The sequence below is a fragment of the Streptomyces sp. NPDC059696 genome (assembly GCF_042733745.1).
Lineage (GTDB): Bacteria > Actinomycetota > Actinomycetes > Streptomycetales > Streptomycetaceae > Streptomyces.
Genome location: NZ_JBHWFG010000016.1, coordinates 155879 through 179272, shown reverse-complemented (window position 1 = coordinate 179272; position 23394 = coordinate 155879). Strand labels below are relative to the sequence as shown.

Genomic DNA, 23394 nt, shown 5'->3' with positions numbered 1-23394 from the left:
AAACGCCCGGTTACATTCCGAACCCGGAAGCTAAGCCTTACAGCGCCGATGGTACTGCAGGGGGGACCCTGTGGGAGAGTAGGACGCCGCCGAACTCCTTTTAGAGCTCTGGCTCTTGGGCACACAGCCCAAGAGCCAGAGCTTTTTTGCGTTGAGGTAGGGTCAGGGGGCATCGTTGGCACGTTTCCCACAGGAGGCCCCCGGGTGGAGGTTCAGGAGACTCGCGTCCAGACGGACCGTGTGCTCACCATCCCGAACATCCTCAGCATGGCGCGCCTCGTCGGCGTACCCGTCTTCCTGTGGCTGATCCTGCGTCCTGAGTTCGGCGGGCCCCAGAGTGACGGCTGGGCCCTTCTGGTACTCGCTCTGAGCGGCATCAGCGACTACCTGGACGGCAAGCTCGCCCGCCGCTGGAACCAGATCAGTAGCCTCGGTCGGCTGCTCGACCCCGCGGCCGACCGGCTCTACATTCTCTCGACCCTGGTCGGCCTCACCTGGCGCGAGATTCTGCCCCTGTGGCTGACCGCCGCCCTTTTGGCGCGGGAGCTGGTCCTGCTGGTGATGGTGGGCATCCTCCGCCGGCACGGCTATCCGCCGCCCCAGGTGAACTTCTTGGGCAAGGCCGCTACGTTCAACCTGATGTACGCCTTCCCCCTGCTTCTGCTCAGTGACGGAAGCGGATGGATCTCGTCACTGGCCGCCATTTTCGGATGGGCGTTCGCCGGATGGGGTACAACCCTGTACTGGTGGGCAGGAGTCCTCTACGTGGTACAAGTCCGCCGCCTGGTCCGTGCGGACGCCCTGGCCGATTGAACTCTCGGATGGTCCTGCTGCCGTAGCGGAGCGATGGCCTGTACTGGATAAGTGCGGGACAATCCTGGCGGGGGAAGTCGGCTAGACCGTCTCTTCGAGGAGGACGCTTCCGACATGAAGGCCGTCGTGATGGCCGGAGGCGAAGGCACGCGCCTTCGTCCCATGACCTCAAGCATGCCCAAGCCGCTCCTGCCGGTCGCCAACCGGCCGATCATGGAGCACGTTCTTCGGCTGCTCAAGAGGCATGGGCTCAACGAAACAGTCGTAACTGTCCAGTTCCTGGCGTCCCTCGTCAAGAACTACTTCGGTGACGGCGAAGAGCTCGGTATGGAGCTCACCTATGCCAATGAGGAGAAGCCACTCGGTACCGCCGGGAGCGTCAAGAACGCCGAGGAAGCGCTGAAGGACGACGCCTTCCTCGTCATCTCCGGCGACGCCCTGACGGATTTCGACCTCACCGAGCTCATCAATTTCCACAAGGAGAAGGGCGCGCTCGTCACGGTCTGTCTGACGCGTGTGCCCAACCCGCTGGAATTCGGTATCACCATCGTCGACGAGGAAGGCAAGGTGGAGCGCTTCCTCGAGAAGCCCACCTGGGGCCAGGTCTTCTCCGACACGGTGAACACCGGCATCTACGTGATGGAGCCCGAGGTCTTCGACTACGTCGAGCCCGATGTGCCCGTCGACTGGTCCGGTGACGTTTTCCCGCAGCTGATGAAGGAAGGCAAGCCCATCTACGGCTACATCGCCGAGGGCTACTGGGAGGACGTCGGCACCCACGAGAGCTACGTCAAGGCGCAGGCCGATGTCCTGGAGGGCAAGGTCGACGTCGACATCGACGGGTTCGAGATCTCCCCGGGCGTATGGGTCGCCGAAGGTGCGGAGGTCCATTCCGACGCCGTGCTCCGCGGACCCGTCTACATCGGTGACTACGCCAAGGTCGAGGCCGGTGCTGAAATCCGTGAGCACACCGTCGTGGGCTCCAACGTCGTCGTCAAGAGCGGCGCGTTTCTGCACAAGGCCGTCGTCCACGACAACGTGTACGTGGGACCGCACAGCAATCTCCGTGGCTGCGTGGTCGGCAAGAACACCGACATCATGCGCGCGGCGCGGATCGAGGACGGGGCGGTCATCGGAGATGAGTGCCTGATCGGTGAAGAATCGATCGTCCAGGGCAATGTGCGGGTCTATCCGTTCAAGACCATCGAGGCCGGTGCCTTCGTCAACACCTCGGTCATCTGGGAGTCCAGGGGCCAGGCGCACCTCTTCGGTGCCCGTGGTGTGTCCGGGATCCTGAACGTCGAGATCACACCGGAACTCGCCGTGCGGCTCGCCGGCGCGTACGCGACGACGCTCAAGAAGGGGTCGACCGTCACCACGGCCCGTGACCACTCGCGTGGTGCCCGGGCGCTGAAGCGGGCGGTGATCTCGGCGCTGCAGGCCAGTGCCATCGACGTACGTGACCTGGAGAACGTGCCGCTGCCGGTGGCCCGGCAGCAGACCGCACGGGGCAGTGCGGGCGGCATCATGATCCGTACGACTCCCGGGGTGCCGGACTCCGTGGACATCATGTTCTTCGACGGGCAGGGTGCCGACCTGTCCCAGGGCAGCCAGCGGAAGCTGGACCGCGTGTTCGCACGGCAGGAGTACCGCCGTGCCTTCCCCGGGGAGATCGGCGATCTGCACTTCCCGGCCAGCGTCTTCGACTCGTACACCGGCTCGCTGCTGCGGAACGTCGACACGACCGGGATCGCGGACTCCGGGCTGAAGGTCGTCGTGGACGCGTCCAACGGAAGCGCCGGCCTCGTCCTGCCGAGCCTGCTCGGCAAGCTCGGGGTCGACTCGCTGACGATCAACCCCGGCCTGGACGAGTCCAGGCCGACCGAGACCGCCGACATGCGGCGGTCGGGCATGGTGCGGCTCGGCGAGATCGTGGCGTCCTCCGGGGCGGCGTTCGGTGTGCGGTTCGACCCCGTCGGTGAGCGGCTGTCGCTCGTCGACGAGAAGGGGCGGATCATCGAGGACGACCGGGCGCTGCTCGTGATGCTGGACCTCGTCGCAGCCGAGCGGCGCAGTGGCCGGGTCGCGCTGCCGGTGACCACCACCCGGATCGCCGAGCAGGTCGCGGCCTACCACGGGACGCAGGTCGAGTGGACGACCACCTCGCCCGACGACCTCACGCGCGTGGGCGGCGAGGAAGGGACGATCTTCGGCGGCGACGGCAAGGGCGGCTTCATCGTCCCCGAGTTCAGCAGCGTGTACGACGCCACCGCGGCCTTCGTACGGCTCATCGGGCTCGTGGCGCGGACGCAGCTCACGCTCAGCCAGATCGACGCGAGGATCCCGCGGGCGCACGTCCTGAAGCGGGATCTGGCGACCCCGTGGGCCGTGAAGGGGCTCGTGATGCGCCGGGTCGTCGAAGCGGCCGGAGACCGCTTCGTGGACACCACGGACGGTGTGCGTGTGGTGGAGACCGACGGTCGCTGGGTGATGGTGCTGCCCGACCCGGCGGAGGCCGTCACCCACCTGTGGGCCGAGGGGCCGGACGACGCCTCCGCGCAGGCCCTGCTGGACGAATGGTCGGCGGTCGTGGACAGCGCCGGCCGGTAGACGGGCTGCACGCGTGCGTGCCGGACAAGTGTCCCCAACGGGGCCTGTCCGGCACGCCGGTGGCCCCGTTCGGAGGTAGTGCTCGCGACGTGCGACGATGTGCGGCATGCCGCAGCAACCCCCCATTCGGAGCACACCCGCGCGGCCCCGGCGCCCGGATGCGTCCATGTCGTTGCTCACCAACGTCATGGACCACAGTCTCGACGACGGCTACGCCGAGGCCGCCGAGCGCAAGAAGGCCGCGGGTGACAGCGGCATGCCGAAGACGCTCAGGGCGAAGCTCGGGCTCGCCGCCGGACTGGTGCTCGCGGCTCTGGTCGTGACCGTCGGAGCGGCGCAGGCGCGGGTGGCCGCCCCCGTCGTCGCCAAGGAGCGGGAAGAGCTGGTCGACCGCATCGACCGGGAGACCGAGGCGGCGGACAAGCTGGAGGACTCCGTCGACGAGCTGCGCGCGGACGTGAGCGCACGGCAGCGCGAGGCGCTCAAGCACAGTGGCGGCAGCGCTTCCGATCTCGTGGGCATCCTGTCGGGCGCGGTCGCCGTGCACGGCCCCGGGGTGAAGCTCGTGGTGAACGACGCCAAGGAAGCCGCCTCCGGTGGTGACGCGGACCCGCGTGAGACCTCCGGTTTCTCCGACACCGGCCGGGTGCGTGACCGGGACATGCAGCGGGTGGTCAACGGTCTGTGGGAGTCGGGCGCCGAGGCCGTCTCGATCAACGGGCAGCGGCTGACGGCGCTGTCGGCGATCAGGGCGGCGGGAGACGCCATACTGGTCGACAACAAACCGCTGGTGCCGCCGTACACGGTGCTGGCGGTGGGGGACGGGCAGCGGCTGAGCACGCGGTTCCAGGACAGCGCGGACGGGCTGTATCTGAACGCGCTGCAGGAGAGCTACGGCATCAGGACAGGCATCTCCGTGGAGGACGACCTCCGGCTGCCTGCCGCACCGAGCGTGACCGTACGTACAGCACAGCCGAGCACTGAGAAGAGCGAGAAGGGCACATCGTGATCGCCGTACTGGGCCTCGTCGTGGGAGTCGTGGCCGGCCTGTTGGTCCGGCCTGAGGTTCCGGCGGTGGTCGAGCCTTATCTGCCGATCGCCGTCGTGGCGGCGCTCGACGCCGTCTTCGGCGGTCTGCGGGCCATGCTCGACGGGATCTTCGACGACAAGGTCTTCGTGGTGTCGTTCCTGTCGAACGTCGTCGTGGCCGCTCTGATCGTGTTCCTGGGCGACAAGCTGGGCGTGGGCGCCCAGCTGTCCACCGGTGTGGTGGTCGTCCTCGGTATCCGGATCTTCTCCAACGCCGCGGCGATCCGCCGGCACGTGTTCCGGGCGTGAGGCCGATGAGCGATCACGACGAGAAGCACGCCAAGGCGGCCGAGGAGCAGGACTCCCCGCGCGAGAACGGCGGCGAGAACGGGAACAGGCTGCGCAAGGCGCTGCCCCAGGAAGTGCCCCCGGCCCCGCGGGCGGCAGGTGACACCCCGGCGAAGCCGGCGGCCGCCCCGCGGGCGGCAGGTGAGACCCCGGCGACGTCGGCGCCCGCCCGGCCGGCGGCAGGTGGGGCCCAGGCGGAGCGCGAGCCCGAACCCGAGCGTGCGCCGGAAGCGCAGCCGGATGCCGGGCCCCGCCTGACCGGGCGGCAGCGGCTGGTGCAGGGCGTGTGGCCGCCGCGCCTCACCCGCGCCCAACTCATCGTCGCCGTGCTGCTCTTCGGTCTGGGATTCGGGCTGGCCGTGCAGGTGGCCTCGAACAGCGACAGTGACAGTGCCCTGCGGGGCGCACGTCAGGAAGATCTTGTGCGCATCCTCGATGAACTGGATGACCGTACTCAACGTCTTGAGGACGAGAAGCAGGGCCTCGAGAAGCAGCGCGACGAGCTGGAGAACAGCTCGGACCAGGCCGAGGAGGCCCGGAAGCAGACGGTCGAGAAGGAGAGGCAACTCGGCGTCCTGGCGGGCACGGTGGCCGCCCGGGGGCCCGGCATCACCATGACGATCGAGGACACGAAGGGGACGGTCGAGGCGGACATGCTGCTCGACGCGATCCAGGAGCTGCGCGCGGCGGGTGCCGAGGCGATCCAGGTGAACGGCGTCCGGGTGGTCGCGGGCACCTATCTCACGGATCCGGGCAAGGGCGTGGGCGTCGACGGGAACAAGATCAACGCTCCCTATCGTTTCAAGGTCATCGGCAAGCCGCAGGACCTCGAGCCGGCGCTCAACATCCCCGGAGGCGTGGTGCAGACTCTCGAGAAGGAACAGGCCACCGTCACGATCGAGCGGTCGACCGACATCGTCGTGGACGCCTTGCGAGCAGCGAAGCGGCCTGACTACGCTCGGTCGTCCTCGCGGTGAACCGGGGGCGCATGGGCGGCGTTCGGCGAGGGCATGAGGTTGCGGGGGGTCGGCGCACCGAATGGGCGGTGCGTGGTGGAAACTGTCTGGTGCAGACGGACGTTGTCAGGATGTCCGGGTCGGCCAGAGTGTTCAGTCAGGGTTCGTCCTGCCCCACGGGCGGGTCTGTTTCGGTCAAGGGGAATCGCCCGTGAAGTTGTTTGCGAAGTTGTTCGGCAAGAGCGCGCGAGAGGGCAGCGACAACGCGACCGCTCGTCATCGCGCACAGCCTGACGCGGAGGGCCAGCGGCCGCTGTTCCGGGACCAGGTCGGCGGCCCGGGCAGTGATGTTTCCGGTGGTCAGGGCGCGCCGTCGGTTGACCCTGCACAGCCCGGCGGCATAGGTTTCGGGCAGCCGTCAACCTCAGGTGCGGGTGGAGGGTTCTCCGACCCGTACGCGTCCAACGCCCCCGGGGGGCAGCCGCGGCAGGAGGATCCGATGTCGGCCCTGGTGTGTACGAGGTGCGGTAACCGCAACGCGGAGAACAGCCGGTTCTGCTCCAACTGCGGCGCGCCGCTGAGGGCGGGCGCGGCTCCGGAGCGTCCGTCCGAGACGACGTCCACGATCTCCATCTCCGGCCTTGAGGCCTACGACAGCGAAACCACGGGCCAGACGCAGATGCCGACCCTGTCGCCCGAGGCGCAGGCCGCCGTCGACGCGCTGCCGCTGGGCTCCGCGCTTCTCGTCGTGCGCCGCGGGCCGAACTCGGGCAGCCGCTTCCTGCTGGACGGCGACCTGACCACGGCCGGCCGGCATCCGCAGAGCGACATCTTCCTGGACGACGTGACGGTCTCCCGGCGGCACGTGGAGTTCCGCCGAGCCCAGGACGGGTCGTTCACGGTCGCGGACGTGGGCAGCCTGAACGGCACGTACGTCAACCGGGAGCGGATCGACCAGGTCGCCCTGAACAACGGCGACGAGGTGCAGATCGGCAAGTACCGGCTGGTCTTCTACGCCAGCCAGCGGGGCTTCTGACCGGCTCCGCCCGGGCAGACCCAGCGAGGTCCATCCGTCAGGGAAGGTCCATGCTTCATACACCGAGCGGCGGTGCCGGGCACGGCGCCGCCGCCACGGACAGTGGGCTGATGAGCATCGGCGCGGTGCTGAACGCGCTGCGCGGCGAGTTCCCCGAAGTGACCATCTCCAAGATCCGTTTCCTGGAGGCGGAAGGGCTCATCGAGCCGCAGCGGACCCCGTCGGGGTATCGCAAGTTCAGCGCCCATGACGTCGAGCGCCTCGGACATGTCCTGAGGATGCAGCGGGACCACTATCTGCCCCTGAAGGTGATCCGCGAGCACCTGGACGCCATGGAGCGCGGTGAGGCGGTGCAGCTGCCGGTCGTGGGCCGTCAGCGGGACGGCGACCAGGCCTCCCGCCCCCCGGAGCCGTCCGGGCCGCCCACGGCCGCCAGGATCGGGCGGGACGAGCTGCTGGCCGCCGCCGGCGTGGAGGGCCAGGAGCTCGAGGAGTGGGAGTCCTACGGGCTCCTCACCCCAATGGAGGACGGGGCCTACGACGCCGGGTCGGTCACCGTCGCGCTGCTCGTGGTGGAGCTCGGGCGGTTCGGCATCGAGCCGCGGCACCTGCGGGCCCTGAAGGCCTCCGCCGACCGCGAGGCCGGGCTCGTCGACCAGGTGGTGGCGCCGCTGCGGCGGCACCGGAACCCGCAGACCCGGGCTCACGCCGAGGACCGCACCAGGGAGCTGGCGGGGCTCACGCTGAAGCTGCACGCCGCACTGGTGCAGACGGCGCTCGGGGTGCGGCTCCCCTGAGCCGGCCGGGCACCGGCGAGGCCGGATCAGGCGCCCGATCCCGGCCCGACTACCCAAACGTCCCGGGCACGGCCTAGGGTTGCTGTGTGAACGAGCTCGATGTCGTAGGTGTCCGGGTCGAAATGCCCTCCAACCAACCGATCGTGCTGCTGCGTGAAGTGGGAGGCGACCGTTACCTCCCCATCTGGATCGGACCGGGGGAGGCGACGGCCATCGCCTTCGCCCAGCAGGGCATGGCTCCCGCGCGGCCGCTGACACACGACCTGTTCAAGGACGTGCTGGAGGCCGTCGGCCAGGAGCTCACGGAAGTGCGCATCACGGACCTGCGTGAGGGCGTCTTCTACGCGGAGCTGGTCTTCGCCAGTGGCGTCGAGGTGAGCGCCCGCCCGTCCGACGCCATAGCGCTCGCGCTGCGCACCGGGACGCCGATCTACGGCAGTGACACGGTGCTCGACGACGCAGGCATCGCGATCCCGGACGAGCAGGAGGACGAGGTGGAGAAGTTCCGCGAGTTCCTCGACCAGATCTCCCCGGAGGACTTCGGCAGCAGCAGCCAGTGAGCTCCTGCGCGGCGGCTGCGGCCCGCCGGGAGCACGGGCGGCCCCACGGACGTCGAGGTCCGTGACGGGGTCGCCCGCCGTCTGTGCGGCGGGTGAAATGCCCGCATGTGCCGGGGGCTCATGAGAGCGTCGCACGGCCCGTTCGGGCACATTCGGCTAGCCTTTCCCCGCGACGAGGCACGGGAAACCACTCTCAGGGTGATTATCACTCGGCGTGGCGAGTGTGGCGATCGTTGACGCACCCCTGGTGACTGCCTACCGTCGAGAAGGCAGGTCAAGGACGGAGGTCGGCGTGAGAAGCAGCGGCGACGGTACGGCTGGGGGCGGCCCCGAGCGCAGTCTCAGGGCGAGCGGTCCGTACCCTCCCCCCGGCTCCCGGCCTTTCCCGGGCGGAGGACGTCCTCAGCCCGGTGGTGCGTCCGACCACGCTCCGCAGCGACCGACAGCGGTGCCGAGCAGCGGAGAGGCGACGTCCATGGCGTCCGAGCAGATCGGCTATCGCGGCCCGACGGCCTGTGCCGCCGCCGGTATCACCTACCGGCAGCTGGACTACTGGGCCCGCACCGGACTCGTGGAGCCGAGTGTGCGCCCCGCCTACGGGTCCGGGACGCAGCGGCTCTACAGCTTCCGGGACGTGGTCGTCCTGAAGATCGTCAAGCGGTTCCTGGACACCGGGGTGTCGCTGCAGAACATCCGCACCGCCGTCCAGCACCTCAGGGAGCGCGGCTTCAGCGATCTCGAGCGCATGACGTTGATGAGTGACGGCGCGACGGTCTACGAGTGCACCTCGCCCGACGAGGTCCACGCCCTGCTGCAGGGCGGCCAGGGCGTCTTCGGGATCGCCGTCGGGGTGGTGTGGCGGGACGTCGAGAGCGCGCTGTCCCAGCTGCACGGCGAGCGGATCGACACCGGCGAGACGCTGGTCGGACCCAACCCGGCGGACGAGCTGGCACGCCGGCGGAACCGGGCCGTCTAGAGCCGCCCGGTCGCCGCCCCCACACACGGCCGGAGCAGGCGTGACGTTTCCTCATCGCCGGGCGGGCGGTTCCGCGAGAGCCGGTTGTGGAGACTCTCGTGGGCGACGTGGGTGGTCGAGCAGGGCGTTGTCAGTGGCGTAGGGCAGCATCGGAGATGTGAGAACCGCGCCCACGATCCTGCATCTCGACATGGATGCCTTCTACGCCTCGGTGGAGCAGGCCTCCAAGCCGAGTCTGCGTGGGAAGGCCGTGGTCGTGGGCGGGCTCGGGCCGCGCGGCGTGGTGGCGACCGCGTCGTACGAGGCGCGGGTCTTCGGGGTGCATTCGGCGATGCCCATGGGGCAGGCCCGGCGGCTCGCGCCCAACGCCGCCTACCTCGTGCCGCGCTTCCACCTGTACCGCTCCATCAGCGAGCGGGTGATGGAGCTGCTGCGGGCGCTGTCGCCGCTGGTGGAGCCGCTGAGCCTCGATGAAGCCTTCGTGGACCTGGAGGCCGGGGGCGTGGCGTGGGACGAGCGGTCGGCGCGGCTGGCAGGGGTCAAGCTGCGCGCGGACATCCGGGCCGCCACGGGGCTGACCGGGTCGGTGGGGCTCGCCGCCTCGAAGATGCTCGCCAAGATCGCCTCGGAGGAGGCCAAGCCCGACGGGCTGGTGGTCATCGAGCCGGGGAGCGAGCGGGCCATGCTCGGGCCGAAGCCGGTGCGGATCCTGCCGGGGGTGGGGCCGGCGACCGGCGACCATCTGAGACGGGCGGGGATCACCACGGTCGAGGAGATCGTCGAGGCGGGCGAGGACGAGCTGGTCCGGCTGCTGGGCAAGGCGCACGGGCACGGCCTCTACGCCATGGCCCTGGCCCGCGACGACCGGCCGGTGGTGGCCGAGCGCGAGGCGAAGTCGGTGTCGGTCGAGGACACCTACGACGTCGACATCCACGACCGGACACGGGTCGGGCTGGAGGTACAGCGACTGGCCGAGCGGTGCGTGCGGCGCCTGCGAGGGGCCGGGCTGTCCGGGCGGACGATCGTGCTGAAGGTGCGCCGCTACGACTTCTCGACACTGACCCGCTCCGAGACGCTGCGCGGCCCCACGGACGACCCCGCGGTGGTGCGTGAGGCGTCGGCCCGGCTGCTGGACTCCGTGGACACGACCGGCGGGGTGCGGCTGCTCGGGGTGGGGGTGACCGGGCTCGCCGACTACACGCAGGAGGACCTGTTCGCCCAGGCGGCGGGGGAGCGGGCGGTCGCGGAGAGCCCGGTCGAGGAGCAGCCCCCGGCGCCGGCCGAGGAGCAGCCCTCGCTCGCCGAGCGGCGCTGGCCCGCCGGGCACGACGTGCGGCACGCCGAGTTCGGGCACGGGTGGGTGCAGGGCAGTGGCCTGGGGCGGGTCACCGTACGGTTCGAGACGCCCGACTCGGAGCCCGGGCGGGTACGGACCTTCCGGATCGACGATCCGGATCTGGAAGCGGCGGATCCGCTGCCTCTGGTGTCGGCGGGGGAGGGAGGGCCGGCCGCCGAAGCGGGATCTCAGGCCGTCTCGTCGGTGCCCGCGAGCTTGCCGAAGTCGTGGTCCGGGAACGGGGGCGGGGCGGCGACGTCGAGACCGTAGTGGTGGTAGAGCTGCAGTTCCTGCTCGGGCGAGAGATGGCGGCCCACACCGAAGTCGGGGGCGTCCTTGATCAGGGCCCGCTCGAAGGGGACGTGCAGGGCGCCCTCGATCAGCTCGCTGGGCTCCAGGGGGACGAAGGCGTCCCTGCTGAACAGACCGGTCCGTATGGCCGCCCACTCCGGCTCGCCGGTGGCGTCGTCGAGGTAGACCTCGTCGATGGTGCCGATCCTGGTCCCGTTGCGGTCGAACGCCTTGCGGCCGATCAGGTTGCGCGGATCGATGTCGGTTCGCACGGGCCCTCCACATGGTCGCAACTCATACGTAGACACTACAAAACGGCACAAGCGGGGATGCGGCCACTCGAAGGTTCGTGCGTCGACCGCGCTGGTAGGCTGGCATCGGCTGTTGACCCCGTGCGGGAGAGTCCTCCAGACACCATCGGAGGCGCCGAAGGAGCAAATCCTCCCCGGAATCTCTCAGGCTCACGTACCGCACGGACGAGGTCACTCTGGAAAGCAGGGCGGGTGTCGACGGCTTCCGCTCTCACCGACGGTGAAAGCCGGAGGCCTTCGGGCCATCCGGTGAAGCTCTCAGGTTGAGATGACAGAGGGGGAGGCCGTCCGGGTACCCGTGCCGTGGTGCCCCTCGAAGGTCGTGTCGACCAGGAGGCCTCCGTAATGACCGCCCACCGCATTCCGCTCTCCGAGCTCGAAGAGGCAGTCCCCTTCGAGCAGCGCCACATCGGCCCCGACCACGAGGCCTGCGCCAAGATGCTCGCGCACGTGGGCTACGGCTCGCTGGACGAGCTGACCGCCGCCGCCGTCCCGGCCGTGATCAAGAGTGCCGAGGCGCTGGATCTGCCCGGCGCCCGCAGCGAAGCCGAAGTGATCGCCGAGCTGCGTTCCCTCGCCGACCGCAACCAGGTCCTCGGCTCCATGATCGGCCTCGGCTACTACGGCACGTTCACGCCGCCCGTCATCATGCGCAACGTCATGGAGAACCCGTCCTGGTACACGGCCTACACGCCGTACCAGCCGGAGATCTCGCAGGGCCGGCTCGAGGCGCTGCTCAACTTCCAGACCGTGGTCGCCGACCTGACCGGACTGCCGACCTCGGGCGCCTCCCTGCTCGACGAGGGCACCGCGGCCGCCGAGGCCATGGCGCTGTCGCGGCGGCTGGGCAAGAACAAGAAGGGCCTGTTCCTGGTCGACGCGGACACGCTGCCGCAGACCATCGCCGTGATCCGGACTCGAGCCGAGCCGACCGGTGTCGAGGTCGTCGTCGCCGACCTCAGCGACGGCATCCCCGACGGGATCGCCGAGCGCGAGATCAACGGCGTGCTCCTCCAGTACCCCGGCGCCTCCGGTGCCGTGCGGGACATCAAGCCGGTCATCGACCGGGCGCACGAGCTCGGGGCGCTCGTCACCGTCGCCGCCGACCTGCTCGCGCTGACGCTGCTGAAGTCGCCCGGCGAGCTCGGCGCGGACATCGCCGTCGGCACGACCCAGCGCTTCGGCGTGCCCATGGGCTTCGGCGGACCGCACGCCGGTTACATGGCGGTCCAGGACAAGATGGCGCGCAGCCTGCCCGGGCGGCTCGTCGGCGTGTCCGTGGACGCCGACGGCAACAAGGCCTACCGGCTCGCCCTGCAGACGCGTGAGCAGCACATCCGCCGCGAGAAGGCCACCAGCAACATCTGCACCGCGCAGGTGCTGCTCGCCGTCATGGCCGGCATGTACGCCGTCTACCACGGTCCCGAGGGCCTCAAGGGCATCGCGCGGCGCACCCACCGGTACGCCACCGTCCTCGCCGCCGGACTCGCGGGCGGCGGTGTCGAGGTCGTGCACGGCTCCTACTTCGACACCGTGACCGTGCGCGTCGAGGGACGGGCCGCCGAGGTCGTGGCCGCCGCGCGGGACAACGGCGTCAACCTGCGTCTCGTCGACGCCGACCACGTCTCCATCGCCTGCGACGAGACCACCACGCGCGCCCAGCTGCGTGCGGTGTGGGCGGCCTTCGGCGTGGAGGGAGTGATCGAGGCGCTCGACGCGGCCACCGAGGACGGCCTTCCCGGTGCGCTGCTGCGCACCGACGACTACCTGACCCACCCCGTCTTCCACCAGCACCGCTCCGAGACCGCCATGCTGCGCTACCTGCGCAAGCTGGCCGACCGCGACTACGCGCTCGACCGCGGCATGATCCCGCTGGGCTCCTGCACCATGAAGCTCAACGCGACCACGGAGATGGAGCCGGTCACCTGGCCCGAGTTCGGGCAGCTGCACCCCTTCGCGCCCGCCGAGCAGGCAGGCGGCTACCTCACCCTCATCCACGAGCTGGAGGACCGGCTCGCCGAGGTCACCGGCTACGACAAGGTGTCCCTCCAGCCGAACGCCGGGTCGCAGGGCGAGCTGGCCGGTCTGCTCGCCGTCCGCGGCTACCACCGGGCCAACGGCGACGAGCAGCGCACCATCTGCCTGATCCCGTCGTCCGCGCACGGCACCAACGCCGCCAGCGCGGTGATGGCGGGCATGAAGGTCGTCGTGGTGAAGACCGCCGAGGACGGCGAGATCGACGTCGAGGACCTGCGGGCGAAGATCGAGCAGTACCGCGACCAGCTCGCCGTCCTGATGATCACCTACCCGTCCACGCACGGCGTGTTCGAGGAGCACGTCGCCGACATCTGCGCCCAGGTGCACGAGGCGGGCGGTCAGGTCTACGTCGACGGCGCCAACCTGAACGCGCTCGTCGGGCTCGCCAAGCCGGGGCACTTCGGCGGCGACGTCTCGCACCTCAACCTGCACAAGACCTTCTGCATCCCGCACGGCGGCGGCGGCCCGGGCGTCGGCCCGGTGGCGGTCCGCGAGCACCTCGCGCCGTACCTGCCGAACCACCCGCTGCAGCCCGAGGCCGGTCCCGAGACGGGCGTCGGCCCCATCTCCGCGGCTCCCTGGGGCTCGGCGGGCATCCTGCCCATCTCGTGGGCGTACGTCCGGCTCATGGGCGGCGAGGGCCTGAAGCGGGCCACGCAGGTGGCCGTGCTCAGCGCCAACTACATCGCCAAGCGCCTGGAGCCGCACTACCCGGTGCTCTACACCGGCCCCGGCGGGCTCGTCGCGCACGAGTGCATCATCGACCTGCGGCCCCTGACCAAGGCGACCGGCGTGAGCGTCGACGACGTGGCCAAGCGGCTGATCGACTACGGCTTCCACGCGCCGACCATGTCCTTCCCGGTGGCCGGGACGCTGATGATCGAGCCGACCGAGTCGGAGGACCTGGCCGAGCTGGACCGGTTCTGCGAGGCGATGATCGCCATCCGCGCGGAGATCGAGAAGGTCGGCTCCGGCGAGTGGCCCGCGGAGGACAACCCGCTGCGCGGCGCCCCGCACACCGCCGGCGCGCTCGCCGGCCCGTGGGAGCACGCCTACAGCCGTGAGGAGGCCGTCTTCCCCGCCGGGGTGTCGCCCGCGGACAAGTACTGGCCTCCGGTGCGCCGCATCGACCAGGCCTACGGCGACCGGAACCTGGTGTGCTCCTGCCCGCCGCTGGACGCGTACGAGGACTGACCGGCCGACCGGTCGAAGGGAGGGGCTCCGCGGTGCGGGGCCCCTCCCACCGTTCGCCGCCGGGTCAGGCGGTGGCGAGTGACAGCTCGGTCGCCTTGATCAGGGCGACGACGGGGGTTCCGGGCGACAGGGCCAGGTCCTCCGCGGCGTCCCGGGTGATTGCGGAGGTCAGTTCGCCGCCCTCGACGGTGAGGCGGACCGACACCATCGCGTCGCCGGCGGCGAGGTCCGTGACCGTGCCAGGGAGCCGGTTGCGGATCGACAGGCCCTCGACGGGTGCGGTGGCGAGGGAGACCTCCGTGGACTTGACCAGGGCGCGCACGGCAGTGCCGGGGGTGAGGCGGAGGTCTTCGGCCGCCTCGCGGGTGATCGCCGCGGTGAGGTCCTGGCCGCCGGTGAGGCGGACCCTGACCGTCGCCATGGCCTCGCCCGGGGTGAGGGCGGTGACGGTGCCGGGGAGCTGGTTGCGGATGCTCAGGCTCATGGGTGCACGGTAGCCGCGGTGGGCGCGTGGGGCCGGTATGCGCGCGGGTGGACCGCCTTCCGCCGGCCGGCTCAGACGCGGTCGATGTGGACGTTCGTCGACTTCACGCGGGCCGTCGCCTCCATGCCGACCTCCAGGCCCAGCTCCTCCACCGCCTCGCGGGTGAGCAGTGAGACGAGCCGGTGCGGTCCGGCCTGGATCTCCACCTGGGCGGCGACGTCGCCGAGTTTGATCGCGGTGACGATGCCGGGGAAGGCGTTGCGGGCCGAGGTGTACGGGGCGTCCTCCTCGGCGGCGCCGGACCGGGCCAGTTCGACAGAGAAGGCGGCCAGGTCCCGCCCGGCGATGAGCCGGCGCCCCGTCTCGTCGCGGTGGGTCGTGATGCGACCGGCGTCGGCCCAGCGGCGGGCGGTGTCCGGGCTGACGCCGAGCAGCCGTGCTGCCTGGCCGATCGTGTAGGACTGCATGCCGGTCACGATAGGGGCGCGGCAGGTGACGGCGGGCGCGGGGTCGGCCGTCGGGGGTAACGCGGCAGGGTCGCCCGGCCGCGTACGACGGCCCGGGGACGGCCGGTACGACGGTGCGGACGAACACGCCCCGGACGATGGCGGCCGGGGCGGCGCCGCACCTCGTCGGCCGCGGCCGGGCCGGGTGAGTCTCACCCCACGTGCACCCTCGGCCGCCGCATCCGGTCCGGTTCCGCCTCGCGCAGGACCTCGCGGGTCACCGGGGCGACCTCGCCCTGCCCGAAGAGGAAGAAGCGCAGGAAGTTGGCGAAGGGCCCGCCCTCGGTCCACTCGAAGTAGATGTGCGGGGTGCGGCCGGTGGAGTCGCGGACGTGCAACAGAAGCGCGGCCAGGGCGTTCGGGATGGAGGACGATTCCAGGGTCAGGACCCGGTAACGGCCGTGCAGCACCTCGCCGCGTACGGTCAGGCCCGCCTCGAACTCGGACGGATCGGTCACCGTCACCTCGGCGAAGACGAAGTCCTCCTGGCCGGGCAGGTCGTTGTCGTGCCGGATCTGCTCGATCTTGTCGCGGTACTCGGCGATGTCGCGGCGGTCCGGCTCGTTGGCGATGAACCGCATCCGGCGGCTGGCCGTGTCCCGCACGAAACGCTCCGCCATGTCGTCCAGCGTCACGCTGGTCACGCGCAGCTCGAACGCCCGGGCCAGCCGGGAGAGCAGGGAGACCAGGATGATGCCGGCGATGAAGCAGGCGCCGATCTTCACGCCGTCCGGGCGTTCGATGACGTTGACCACGGTCGTGTAGAGGAACACCGCGGAGATGACCGCGAAGGCGATCGTCCAGTTGCGCTGCCGGGCCTTGCGGGCGGCGATGGTCACGGCGATCGCGGCGGAGCTGATGAGGACCAGGACACCGGTGGCGTAGGCGCCGCCCTGGGCGTCGACGTCGGCGTCGAAGATCCAGGTGACCAGGAAGGCGATCAGGGTGAAGACGAGGACCATGGGGCGGACGGCCCGGGCCCAGTGCGGGGCCATGCCGTAGCGGGGCAGGTAGCGCGGCATCAGGTTGAGCAGTCCGGCCATCGCGGAGGCGCCGGCGAACCAGAGGATGGCGATCGTCGACACGTCGTAGACCGTGCCGAAGGTGTTGCCCAGGTAGTCGTGCGCGAGGTAGGCGAGGGCACGGCCGTTGGCCTGGCCGCCCGGCTCGAACTCCTTCTCGGGGATCAGCAGGGTGGTGATGAAGCTGGTGGTGATCAGGAAGCAGCTCATGACGACGGCCGCGGTGGTCAGCAGCTTCTTGGTGTCCCTGATCCGGCCCTTCGGGCTCTCCTCGGTGTCCCCGGGGTCGCCCTTGACGTGCGGCATCACGGCGACGCCCGTCTCGAAGCCGGAGAGACCGAGGGCCAGCTTCGGGAAGACGAGCAGGGCGACGCCGATCATGGCGAAGACGTTGCCGTGCTGAGCGGTGAGGGCGCTCGACCAATCGGTGATCACATGACCCGCGGTCATGACGTGGTAGAGGCCGACGGCCACCACGACCGCGTTCAGCGCGAGGTAGGCACCGACGAGGGCGACGGCGACGCCGATCGCCTCCAGGAAGCCCTTGAGGAACACCGCGCCCAGCAGGGCCACCAGGACCAGGGTGATCAGCATCTGCTTGTCGTGCAGGACGCTCGTCAGATGCGGGTTCTCCACGAGGTGGGTGGAGGCGTCGGCGGCCGACAGGGTGATGGTGATCAGGAAGTCGGTGGCCGCGAAGCCGAGCAGGGTCAGGACGAACAGCTTGCCCTGCCAGAAGGACAGCAGCCGCTCCAGCATCGCGATCGAGCCCTCACCGTGGGGGCTCTCCCGCGCCACGCGGCGGTAGACGGGCAGGGCGCCCGCCAGTGTGACGACGACCAGGACGAGGGTCGCGATCGGTGACAACAGTCCGGCGGCGAGGGCCGCGATGCCCGGCTGGTAGCCGAGGGTCGAGAAGTAGTCCACGCCGGTCAGGCACATCACTCGCCACCAGCGCTGCCCCCGGTGCGGGGGCTCCGGCGAGGCGTGCGGCCCCGTGTGGCCGCCGCCCTTGCCCATGTCCGCCAGGCCCTCCAGCATCCAGGCGCGCAGACGGCTGGGTGAAGAAGACCCCGCACGGCGGCCCGGTGCAGGGTGCTCGGTGGTGGCCATCGGCGTGTGCTCCAGACGTGCTGTTCGGCGTGGTTCCGGCCATCCCTGGACGGCCCGATCAGCGTAAGCGGAGCGTGATGCCGTGGCCCGCGAATGACGGGGCTGAGCGCGTCAAGCTTCCGTTAAGACTGGCCGCGTGGGCGGCTGCGAAACCGAAAACCCTGAGCTGGGAGCACGCGAGACGGTTCTCTTCGGGCGATGGCGGTACGGAACAGCGGTCAACCGGCGGACACCCTGTGTGATCATACGTGCCGTCCCTGCGTAACGTTCGCCTGAGAACCCGAATGTTTCGTCACTCCTCGCTGTCTTCTTCTGGGCGGGAGATTCCCCTTGTTCAAGGGGTTGCCACCGTTTAGCCGCTGTCTCTAGGGTGCGGCAGCAGCGAAGCTTTCTGGATCTCGATCGAAACTTTCGAGGAGAGCATGATGGGCGACCCGGCACTGTCCCGCCGCGGCTTCCTGGCGGCCTCCGCCGCGGCCGGTCTGGCGACGACGGCACTGACCGCATGCGGCGGGGACTCGGACGGAGGGTCGTCCGGGACGACCACGGTCGAATGGTGGAACATCTCCACCACCGAGCCGGCCAAGACCGTCTGGGCCGCTCTCGCGCGGAAGTTCGAGGCGCAGAACCCCAAGGTCAAGATAAAGATCGTCCAGCTGGAGAACGACGCCTACAAGTCGAAGATGACAGCTCTGACCGCCTCCGGGAAGCTGCCCGACATCTTCCACACCTGGGGCGGCGGCGTGCTCAAGCAGCAGGTCGACGCCGGGCTCGTCGAGAACCTCACGGACCGGACCAAGCCCTGGGGAGACGCCCTGCTGCCGGTCGCCAGGGAGCCGTACCTGATCGACGACCAGGCCTACGGCGTCCCGTTCGACATCGGCATGATCGGCTTCTGGTACAACAAGGCGCACTTCGAGAAGGCCGGCATCGCCGAACCGCCGACCACCTGGGACGGCTTCCTCGACGCCGTACGCAAGCTGAAGACGGCCGGGATCACGCCGCTGGCCCTGGCCGGCAAGGAGAAGTGGCCCGGCATGTACTACTGGGCCTACCTGGCCATGCGCACCGCCGGAGCCGGGGCGTTGCAGAAGGCCTACGAGGACAAGGACTTCACCGGCGCCCCCTTCCTGGACGCCGGTGAGCACCTGAAGGAACTCGTCGCCCTCCGGCCGTTCCAGAAGGGCTTCCTCGGCGCCGCCTACTCCTCGCCCACCGGCCAGGCCGCCGCCGTCGGCAACGGCAAGGCGGCCATGGAGCTCATGGGGCAGTGGGCACCCACGGTCCAGGCCGACGCGGGCAAGGGCCTCGGCAAGGACCTCGGCTTCTTCCCGTTCCCCGCGGTCGAGGGCGGCAAGGGAGCCATCACCGAGGTCTTCGGCGGGGGCGGCGGGCACGCACTGCGCCGGGGCGCCCCGCAGGAGGCCGTCGACTTCCTCAAGTTCTTCGCGTCCGAGGCCACCGACCTGGAACTCGTCAAGAAGACCGGGGTTCTGCCCGTGGTCCCGGCGGCCGAGAGCGCCATCGCCGACCCCAACATCAAGGCCGTGCAGGCCCAGCTGAAGGCCGCCACCGGCTTCCAGCTCTACCTCGACCAGGCGTACGCGCCCGCCGTCGGCCAGGAGGTCAACGACAGCGTGGCCGCGCTCATCGCCGGATCCAAGTCGCCCGGGCAGGTCGCCCAGTCGATCACGAAGACCGCGAAGGAAGAGCAGTAGCCGGCGATGACCTCCACGTTCCTGCCGGACAAACGGACCGGCCCCGGCACCGGTTCCCCGCCCCCGGCCGCGGACCGGCCCACGGGGCGGGCCCGGCGCCGCACGCTGCACTGGCTCACCGCGGCCGGCTTCCAGCTCCCGGCCCTGGTCCTGTTCCTGGGCCTGGTGCTGCTGCCGATGCTGTTCGCCCTGTACGCCGCGTTCTTCCGCTGGGGCGGCTTCGGCATGCCCTCCGACTACATCGGCGGCGAGAACTTCACCCGGCTCTTCCAGGACGACGTCTTCCTCGGCGACCTGTGGCGCTGCCTGGTCCTGGTGGCACTGTCGCTCGCGATCGAGCTGCCGTTCGCCCTCGCCATGGCCGTCCTGCTCAACCAGCGGATGCGCGGCCGGGCGGTCTACCGGATGCTGTTCTTCGCTCCGTACGTCCTGTCCGAGGCCATCACCGGAATCCTCTTCGGCATGATCTTCGCCCCGGACGACGGCTTCGCCGACCAGGTCCTCGGCAGGGTCGGCCTCGACGGTCTGGGCGGCGAGTGGTTCGCGGATCCCTCCACGGTGATGGCGACCGTCTTCCTGGTCATGACCTGGAAGTACTTCGGCTTCCACATGATGCTGTACCTGGCCGGGCTCCAGGCCGTTCCCAGGGAACTGACCGAGGCGGCGCTCATCGACGGGGCGAGTGCCTGGCAGCGGTTCCGCAACGTCACGCTGCCGCTGCTCGCGCCCACCCTGCGCATCAGCGTGTTCCTCGCCGTCATCGGGTCGATCCAGCTGTTCGACCTGGTGTGGGTGACCACCGCGGGCGGCCCCGACCACCACTCCGAGACCATGGCCGTGACCATGTTCCAGTACGGCTTCAAGCGCTACCAGGTCGGCTACGCCAGCGCGATCAGCGTGGTCATGTTCGGCATCAGCCTCGTCTTCGCCCTCGCCTACCAGCGGTTCGTCCTCCGGCGCGACCTGGAAGGGGCCACCACGACCATGCGGGGTGACGGAAAGTGACAGCCAGTCAGAAGACCCGTGCACGGGGCAGGACCTGGAGCCTGCACCTCGTCCTGGTCGTCGTCGGGGCGGTCATGGCCGTCCCGCTGCTCTACGCCGCGCTCTCCGGTTTCAAGTCCACCGACGAGCTCTCCCGCAACCCGGTCGGACTGCCCGAGTCCTGGGTGACCTCCAACTACACCGGCATCCTCGGCTCGGGGGACTTCTGGCGCCTGATCGGCAACAGCACGCTGATCGCGATCGGCACGACCGTCCTCGTGGTCGCGGTCTCCGCGCTGTCGGCCTTCTCCTTCGCGCGGTTCGCCTTCCGCGGCCGGGAGGCGCTGTTCACGCTGTTCACCATGGGGCTGATGTTCCCGTTCGCGGTGGCGGCCCTGCCGCTGTTCCTGCTGCTGCGCTCGCTGGACCTGCTGGACAACCCGCTCGGCGTGATCCTCCCGCAGGCCGCTTTCGGACTGCCGATGACGATCATCATCCTGCGGGGCTTCTTCCGGCAGATCCCCGGCGAACTGGAGGAGGCGGCCACGCTCGACGGGTGCAGCCCGTTCGGTTTCTTCTGGCGCGTGCTGCTGCCCATGGCCCGGCCCGCGCTCGGCACCGTCTCCGTACTGGCCGTCGTCACCAGCTGGAACAACTTCTTCCTGCCGCTGCTGGTGTTCACCGACGCGCAGTGGTGGACCCTGCCGATCGGCGTCCAGCAGTTCCAGGGGCAGTACTCCGCCGAGTACGCCAAGGTCTTCGCCTACCTGGTGCTGGCCATGCTCCCCGCCCTCGCCTTCTACTCGGTGGCCGAGCGCCAGCTGGTCGGAGGCCTCACCGCCGGCGCCACCAAGGGCTGACACGCGCCGCGGAACCGTACGGCTCTACCCACCCACCGTCGTGAGGAGTCGCACCATGCGCACCACCCGTCTCAGACTCGCCGGCGCCGTCGCCGCGCTCCTGGTCGCCGCCGGCATCGGCGCCGGCACGCCCGCGCAGGCCGGTCACCAGCAGCCCACCCTCGCCGACCTCGCCCAGCGGCACGGCCGCTACTTCGGCAGCGCCACCGACAACCCCGAGCTCGTGGACGGGCCCTACACGGCCCTGCTCGGCAGCGAGTTCGACCAGATCACGCCCGGCAACGGCATGAAGTGGTACGCGACCGAGCCACAGCAGGGGGTGTTCGACTTCACCGCGGGCGACGAGATCGTGAACCTCGCCCGGGCCCACCGGCAGAAGGTGCGCGGCCACACCCTGGTCTGGCACAGCCAGCTGCCCGAATGGATCACGAGCAGGGAGTGGACGGCCCCCGAGCTGAGGGCCGTGCTGAAGAAGCACATCCAGACCGAGGTACGGCACTACCGGGGCAAGGTGTTCGCCTGGGACGTCGTCAACGAGGCGTTCAACGAGGACGGCACGTACCGGGAGTCGGTCTTCTACAAGACGCTGGGGCCCGGCTACATCGCCGACGCGCTGCGCTGGGCGCACCAGGCCGATCCGCGCGTGAAGCTGTACCTCAACGACTACAACATCGAGGGCATCGGCCCCAAGAGCGACGCCTATTACCGGCTGGCCAAGGAGCTCAAGGCGGCGGGCGTCCCCCTGCACGGCATCGGCCTGCAAGCCCATCTGGCCCTGCAGTACGGCTATCCCACCACCCTGGAGGACAACCTCCGCCGCTTCTCCCGGCTCGGTCTGGACACCGCCCTCACCGAGGTCGACATACGGATGCAACTGCCCGCGACCGAGGAGAAGCTGGCCCAGCAGGCCGAGTGGTACGCCGACCTGACCGAGGCGTGCCTGGCGGTCCGCCGGTGCGTGGGCATCACCGTCTGGGACTACACCGACAAGTACTCGTGGATCCCGGCGTTCTTCCCGGGGGAGGGCGCGGCCCTGCCCTGGGACGAGGACCTGCGGCCGAAGCCCGCGTACGTCGCGCTGCGCGAGGCGCTCGGGGGGCGGTAGCGGGGGCGGGCGGGCGCCCCGCCGGACAGGGGGTGGCGGGGCGCCGGTCCTCAGGCCGGAGGCGCGGTGCTCGCCCGCACCACCAGCTCGGTGCCCAGCTCGACGCGCGGCGAGTCCGGCTGCTCGCCGCGGGTCAGGCCGAGTACCGTGCGCACGGCCAGTCCGCCCATGTCCGCCAGGGGCTGGCGGACCGTCGTCAAGGGCGGTGCCGACCAGCGGACCTCCGGCAGGTCGTCGAAGCCGACCACGCTCATGTCCTGTGGCACCCGCAGGCCGCGGCGGCGCAGGGCCTCGATCGCGCCGAGGGCCATCCCGTCGCTCGCCGCGAACAGCGCGGTGGGCGGCTCGGGCAGGTCGAGCAGGATGTGGCAGGCGCTGAATCCGGACTCGGGGCGGAAGTCGCCGGGGACGACGAGGGAGGCGTCGGGTGGGACGCCGGCGCTTTCCAGGGCCGCCCGGTATCCGTCCAGGCGGGCCCGGGAGCACAGCAGGCGGGGCGGCCCGGCGATCAGGCCGATGCGGCGGTGGCCGAGGGACAGCAGATGTGCGGTGGCCGCCATGCCGCCCGACCAGTTGGCGGCGCCGATCGTGGGGGCGTCGAGGGCCGGGGAGCCCGCCGGGTCGACGACCACCAGGGGCACGCCGAGGATGTGCAGCTCCTCGTGGAGCGGCGGGTCCAGGGAGGACGTCACGAGGATGACGCCGTCGGAGGCGCGGGACCTGAGGTTGCGCATCCATTGGCGGGCGTCACCGGACCGCCCGTGGATGGCCGACACCACCGTGCCGGTCCCGGCGGCGTGCGCGGCCTCCTCGACCCCACGGATGATCTCCACGGCCCAGGGGCTGTCGAGGTCGTCGAAGACCAGGTCGAGCAGGGCGGCGCGGGTGCCCGGGGCGGCGGGACGCCTGCGGTAGCCGTGCCGGCGCAGCAGGTCCTCGACCCGGGCCCGGGTCTGCGGCGACACGTCGGACCGGCCGTTGACGACCCGGGACACGGTCGGTACCGACACGCCGGCCTGCCGGGCGATCTCCGAGATCGTGACCCTGCCCCCGGTGCCGGCCCCCTCTGCTCCCACCAGCCCCACCTCCGTCGACGGGTGACCGCGAAACGTCCAGGAGTCTTCCGGAGAACGGGCATCCGTGGGAAGGCGTTCGGGCGGGGAACGGGACGTCGAGGGCGGCGAGGCGCGGTGGTGGGGGGCGGACCGGACGCCGAGGGGGGCGCCGAGAGGGGACGCCGAGGGGGAGACCTGCGGGGCACGGGCGGGACGTCGCGGGTGGGGTGGGGAGGGTATGAACGGGACGTCG

At 70.3% G+C, this 23394-nt stretch carries 20 protein-coding genes, 1 rRNA gene and 1 riboswitch; of the genes, 16 read left to right on the top strand and 5 right to left on the bottom strand.

What is annotated here, in order from left to right; all coding sequences use genetic code 11:
- From rrf to ACFV20_RS19830, 11 genes are all read left to right on the top strand, one after another.
- Positions 1–95: ribosomal RNA gene (gene rrf / locus ACFV20_RS19880) — 5S ribosomal RNA — on the top strand; the annotation flags it as partial.
- Between the two features lie 109 nt (positions 96–204).
- Positions 205–813: a CDP-alcohol phosphatidyltransferase family protein gene (locus ACFV20_RS19875; protein ID WP_361113472.1), complete on the top strand. Its 609-nt coding sequence runs from the start codon at positions 205–207 to the stop codon at positions 811–813.
- Between the two features lie 114 nt (positions 814–927).
- Positions 928–3423, top strand: a complete 2496-nt coding sequence (locus ACFV20_RS19870; RefSeq protein WP_385658289.1) for a sugar phosphate nucleotidyltransferase — start codon at positions 928–930, stop codon at positions 3421–3423.
- 97 nt (positions 3424–3520) lie between these two features.
- Complete coding sequence (locus tag ACFV20_RS19865; protein ID WP_385658288.1) at positions 3521–4432, top strand: DUF881 domain-containing protein; 912 nt, start codon at positions 3521–3523, stop codon at positions 4430–4432.
- Positions 4429–4761, top strand: a complete 333-nt coding sequence (locus ACFV20_RS19860) for a small basic family protein (protein WP_003988855.1) — start codon at positions 4429–4431, stop codon at positions 4759–4761. Before ACFV20_RS19865 ends, ACFV20_RS19860 begins: the two co-directional genes overlap by 4 nt.
- Before the next feature lie 5 nt (positions 4762–4766).
- A complete protein-coding gene (locus ACFV20_RS19855; protein WP_385658287.1) occupies positions 4767–5777 on the top strand; it encodes a DUF881 domain-containing protein in 1011 nt (336 codons plus the stop codon).
- 61 nt (positions 5778–5838) lie between these two features.
- Positions 5839–6792, top strand: coding sequence for an FHA domain-containing protein (locus ACFV20_RS19850; protein WP_385658285.1), 954 nt, complete (start codon positions 5839–5841; stop codon positions 6790–6792).
- A 50-nt stretch (positions 6793–6842) separates the two neighbouring features.
- On the top strand, positions 6843–7589 hold the full coding sequence (locus ACFV20_RS19845; protein WP_385658283.1) for a MerR family transcriptional regulator: 747 nt from the start codon (positions 6843–6845) through the stop codon (positions 7587–7589).
- A gap of 86 nt (positions 7590–7675) precedes the next feature.
- On the top strand, positions 7676–8149 hold the full coding sequence (locus tag ACFV20_RS19840) for a bifunctional nuclease family protein (protein WP_003988851.1): 474 nt from the start codon (positions 7676–7678) through the stop codon (positions 8147–8149).
- Between the two features lie 292 nt (positions 8150–8441).
- On the top strand, positions 8442–9125 hold the full coding sequence (locus ACFV20_RS19835; RefSeq protein ID WP_385658281.1) for a MerR family transcriptional regulator: 684 nt from the start codon (positions 8442–8444) through the stop codon (positions 9123–9125).
- 157 nt (positions 9126–9282) lie between these two features.
- Positions 9283–10731, top strand: a complete 1449-nt coding sequence (locus ACFV20_RS19830; protein WP_385658279.1) for a DNA polymerase IV — start codon at positions 9283–9285, stop codon at positions 10729–10731.
- Here ACFV20_RS19830 and ACFV20_RS19825 read toward each other — a convergent pair.
- Positions 10650–11024 carry a PRC-barrel domain-containing protein gene (locus ACFV20_RS19825; protein WP_385658277.1) on the bottom strand — a complete coding sequence of 125 codons (375 nt, stop codon included), beginning with the start codon at positions 11022–11024 and terminating at the stop codon, positions 10650–10652. The two genes, ACFV20_RS19830 and ACFV20_RS19825, sit on opposite strands and share 82 nt — an antisense overlap.
- Before the next feature lie 113 nt (positions 11025–11137).
- A riboswitch (glycine riboswitch) is annotated at positions 11138–11233 on the top strand.
- Positions 11234–11408: 175 nt separating this feature from the next.
- Here ACFV20_RS19825 and gcvP point away from each other — a divergent pair.
- A complete protein-coding gene (gcvP, locus tag ACFV20_RS19820; protein ID WP_385658276.1) occupies positions 11409–14294 on the top strand; it encodes an aminomethyl-transferring glycine dehydrogenase in 2886 nt (961 codons plus the stop codon).
- Between the two features lie 64 nt (positions 14295–14358).
- Here the strand turns inward: gcvP and ACFV20_RS19815 are convergent, their stop codons facing one another.
- The 3 genes from ACFV20_RS19815 to ACFV20_RS19805 form a co-directional block, all read right to left on the bottom strand.
- Positions 14359–14778 (bottom strand): molybdopterin-binding protein, encoded by a 420-nt coding sequence (locus tag ACFV20_RS19815; RefSeq protein ID WP_385658275.1) that lies wholly within the window; start codon positions 14776–14778, stop codon positions 14359–14361.
- 71 nt (positions 14779–14849) lie between these two features.
- Positions 14850–15245, bottom strand: coding sequence for a helix-turn-helix transcriptional regulator (locus ACFV20_RS19810; protein ID WP_366712214.1), 396 nt, complete (start codon positions 15243–15245; stop codon positions 14850–14852).
- A 191-nt stretch (positions 15246–15436) separates the two neighbouring features.
- On the bottom strand, positions 15437–17419 hold the full coding sequence (locus ACFV20_RS19805; protein WP_385658272.1) for an amino acid transporter: 1983 nt from the start codon (positions 17417–17419) through the stop codon (positions 15437–15439).
- Between the two features lie 425 nt (positions 17420–17844).
- Between ACFV20_RS19805 and ACFV20_RS19800 the strand changes: the two genes are divergently transcribed.
- The 4 genes from ACFV20_RS19800 (at position 17845) to ACFV20_RS19785 (ending at position 22086) form a co-directional block, all read left to right on the top strand.
- The gene (locus tag ACFV20_RS19800) at positions 17845–19137 is read left to right on the top strand and encodes an extracellular solute-binding protein (RefSeq protein ID WP_385658300.1); all 1293 of its coding nucleotides are present in this window, start codon (positions 17845–17847) and stop codon (positions 19135–19137) included.
- 6 nt (positions 19138–19143) lie between these two features.
- On the top strand, positions 19144–20142 hold the full coding sequence (locus ACFV20_RS19795) for a carbohydrate ABC transporter permease (RefSeq protein WP_385658271.1): 999 nt from the start codon (positions 19144–19146) through the stop codon (positions 20140–20142).
- A gap of 74 nt (positions 20143–20216) precedes the next feature.
- Positions 20217–20981, top strand: a complete 765-nt coding sequence (locus tag ACFV20_RS19790) for a carbohydrate ABC transporter permease (RefSeq protein WP_234849794.1) — start codon at positions 20217–20219, stop codon at positions 20979–20981.
- Positions 20982–21036: 55 nt separating this feature from the next.
- Positions 21037–22086 (top strand): endo-1,4-beta-xylanase, encoded by a 1050-nt coding sequence (locus tag ACFV20_RS19785; RefSeq protein ID WP_385658270.1) that lies wholly within the window; start codon positions 21037–21039, stop codon positions 22084–22086.
- A gap of 50 nt (positions 22087–22136) precedes the next feature.
- On the opposite strand, the gene ACFV20_RS19780 is transcribed toward ACFV20_RS19785, so the two are convergent.
- Positions 22137–23171, bottom strand: coding sequence for a LacI family DNA-binding transcriptional regulator (locus ACFV20_RS19780; protein ID WP_385658268.1), 1035 nt, complete (start codon positions 23169–23171; stop codon positions 22137–22139).
- Positions 23172–23394: the final 223 nt, after the last annotated feature.

Excerpts from the sequence above, each read along its gene's own strand:
- ACFV20_RS19870 (WP_385658289.1), top strand. The coding sequence starts at position 928 with ATGAAGGCCGTCGTGATGGCCGGAGGCGAAGGCACGCGCCTTCGTCCC.
- ACFV20_RS19865 (WP_385658288.1), top strand. The coding sequence starts at position 3,521 with ATGTGCGGCATGCCGCAGCAACCCCCCATTCGGAGCACACCCGCGCGG.
- ACFV20_RS19855 (WP_385658287.1), top strand. The coding sequence starts at position 4,767 with ATGAGCGATCACGACGAGAAGCACGCCAAGGCGGCCGAGGAGCAGGAC.
- ACFV20_RS19850 (WP_385658285.1), top strand. The coding sequence starts at position 5,839 with ATGGGCGGTGCGTGGTGGAAACTGTCTGGTGCAGACGGACGTTGTCAG.
- ACFV20_RS19845 (WP_385658283.1), top strand. The coding sequence starts at position 6,843 with ATGCTTCATACACCGAGCGGCGGTGCCGGGCACGGCGCCGCCGCCACG.
- gcvP (WP_385658276.1), top strand. The coding sequence starts at position 11,409 with ATGACCGCCCACCGCATTCCGCTCTCCGAGCTCGAAGAGGCAGTCCCC.
- ACFV20_RS19815 (WP_385658275.1), bottom strand. The coding sequence starts at position 14,778 with ATGAGCCTGAGCATCCGCAACCAGCTCCCCGGCACCGTCACCGCCCTC.
- ACFV20_RS19810 (WP_366712214.1), bottom strand. The coding sequence starts at position 15,245 with ATGCAGTCCTACACGATCGGCCAGGCAGCACGGCTGCTCGGCGTCAGC.
- ACFV20_RS19805 (WP_385658272.1), bottom strand. The coding sequence starts at position 17,419 with ATGGCCACCACCGAGCACCCTGCACCGGGCCGCCGTGCGGGGTCTTCT.
- ACFV20_RS19800 (WP_385658300.1), top strand. The coding sequence starts at position 17,845 with ATGGGCGACCCGGCACTGTCCCGCCGCGGCTTCCTGGCGGCCTCCGCC.
- ACFV20_RS19795 (WP_385658271.1), top strand. The coding sequence starts at position 19,144 with ATGACCTCCACGTTCCTGCCGGACAAACGGACCGGCCCCGGCACCGGT.
- ACFV20_RS19790 (WP_234849794.1), top strand. The coding sequence starts at position 20,217 with ATGGCCGTCCCGCTGCTCTACGCCGCGCTCTCCGGTTTCAAGTCCACC.
- ACFV20_RS19785 (WP_385658270.1), top strand. The coding sequence starts at position 21,037 with ATGCGCACCACCCGTCTCAGACTCGCCGGCGCCGTCGCCGCGCTCCTG.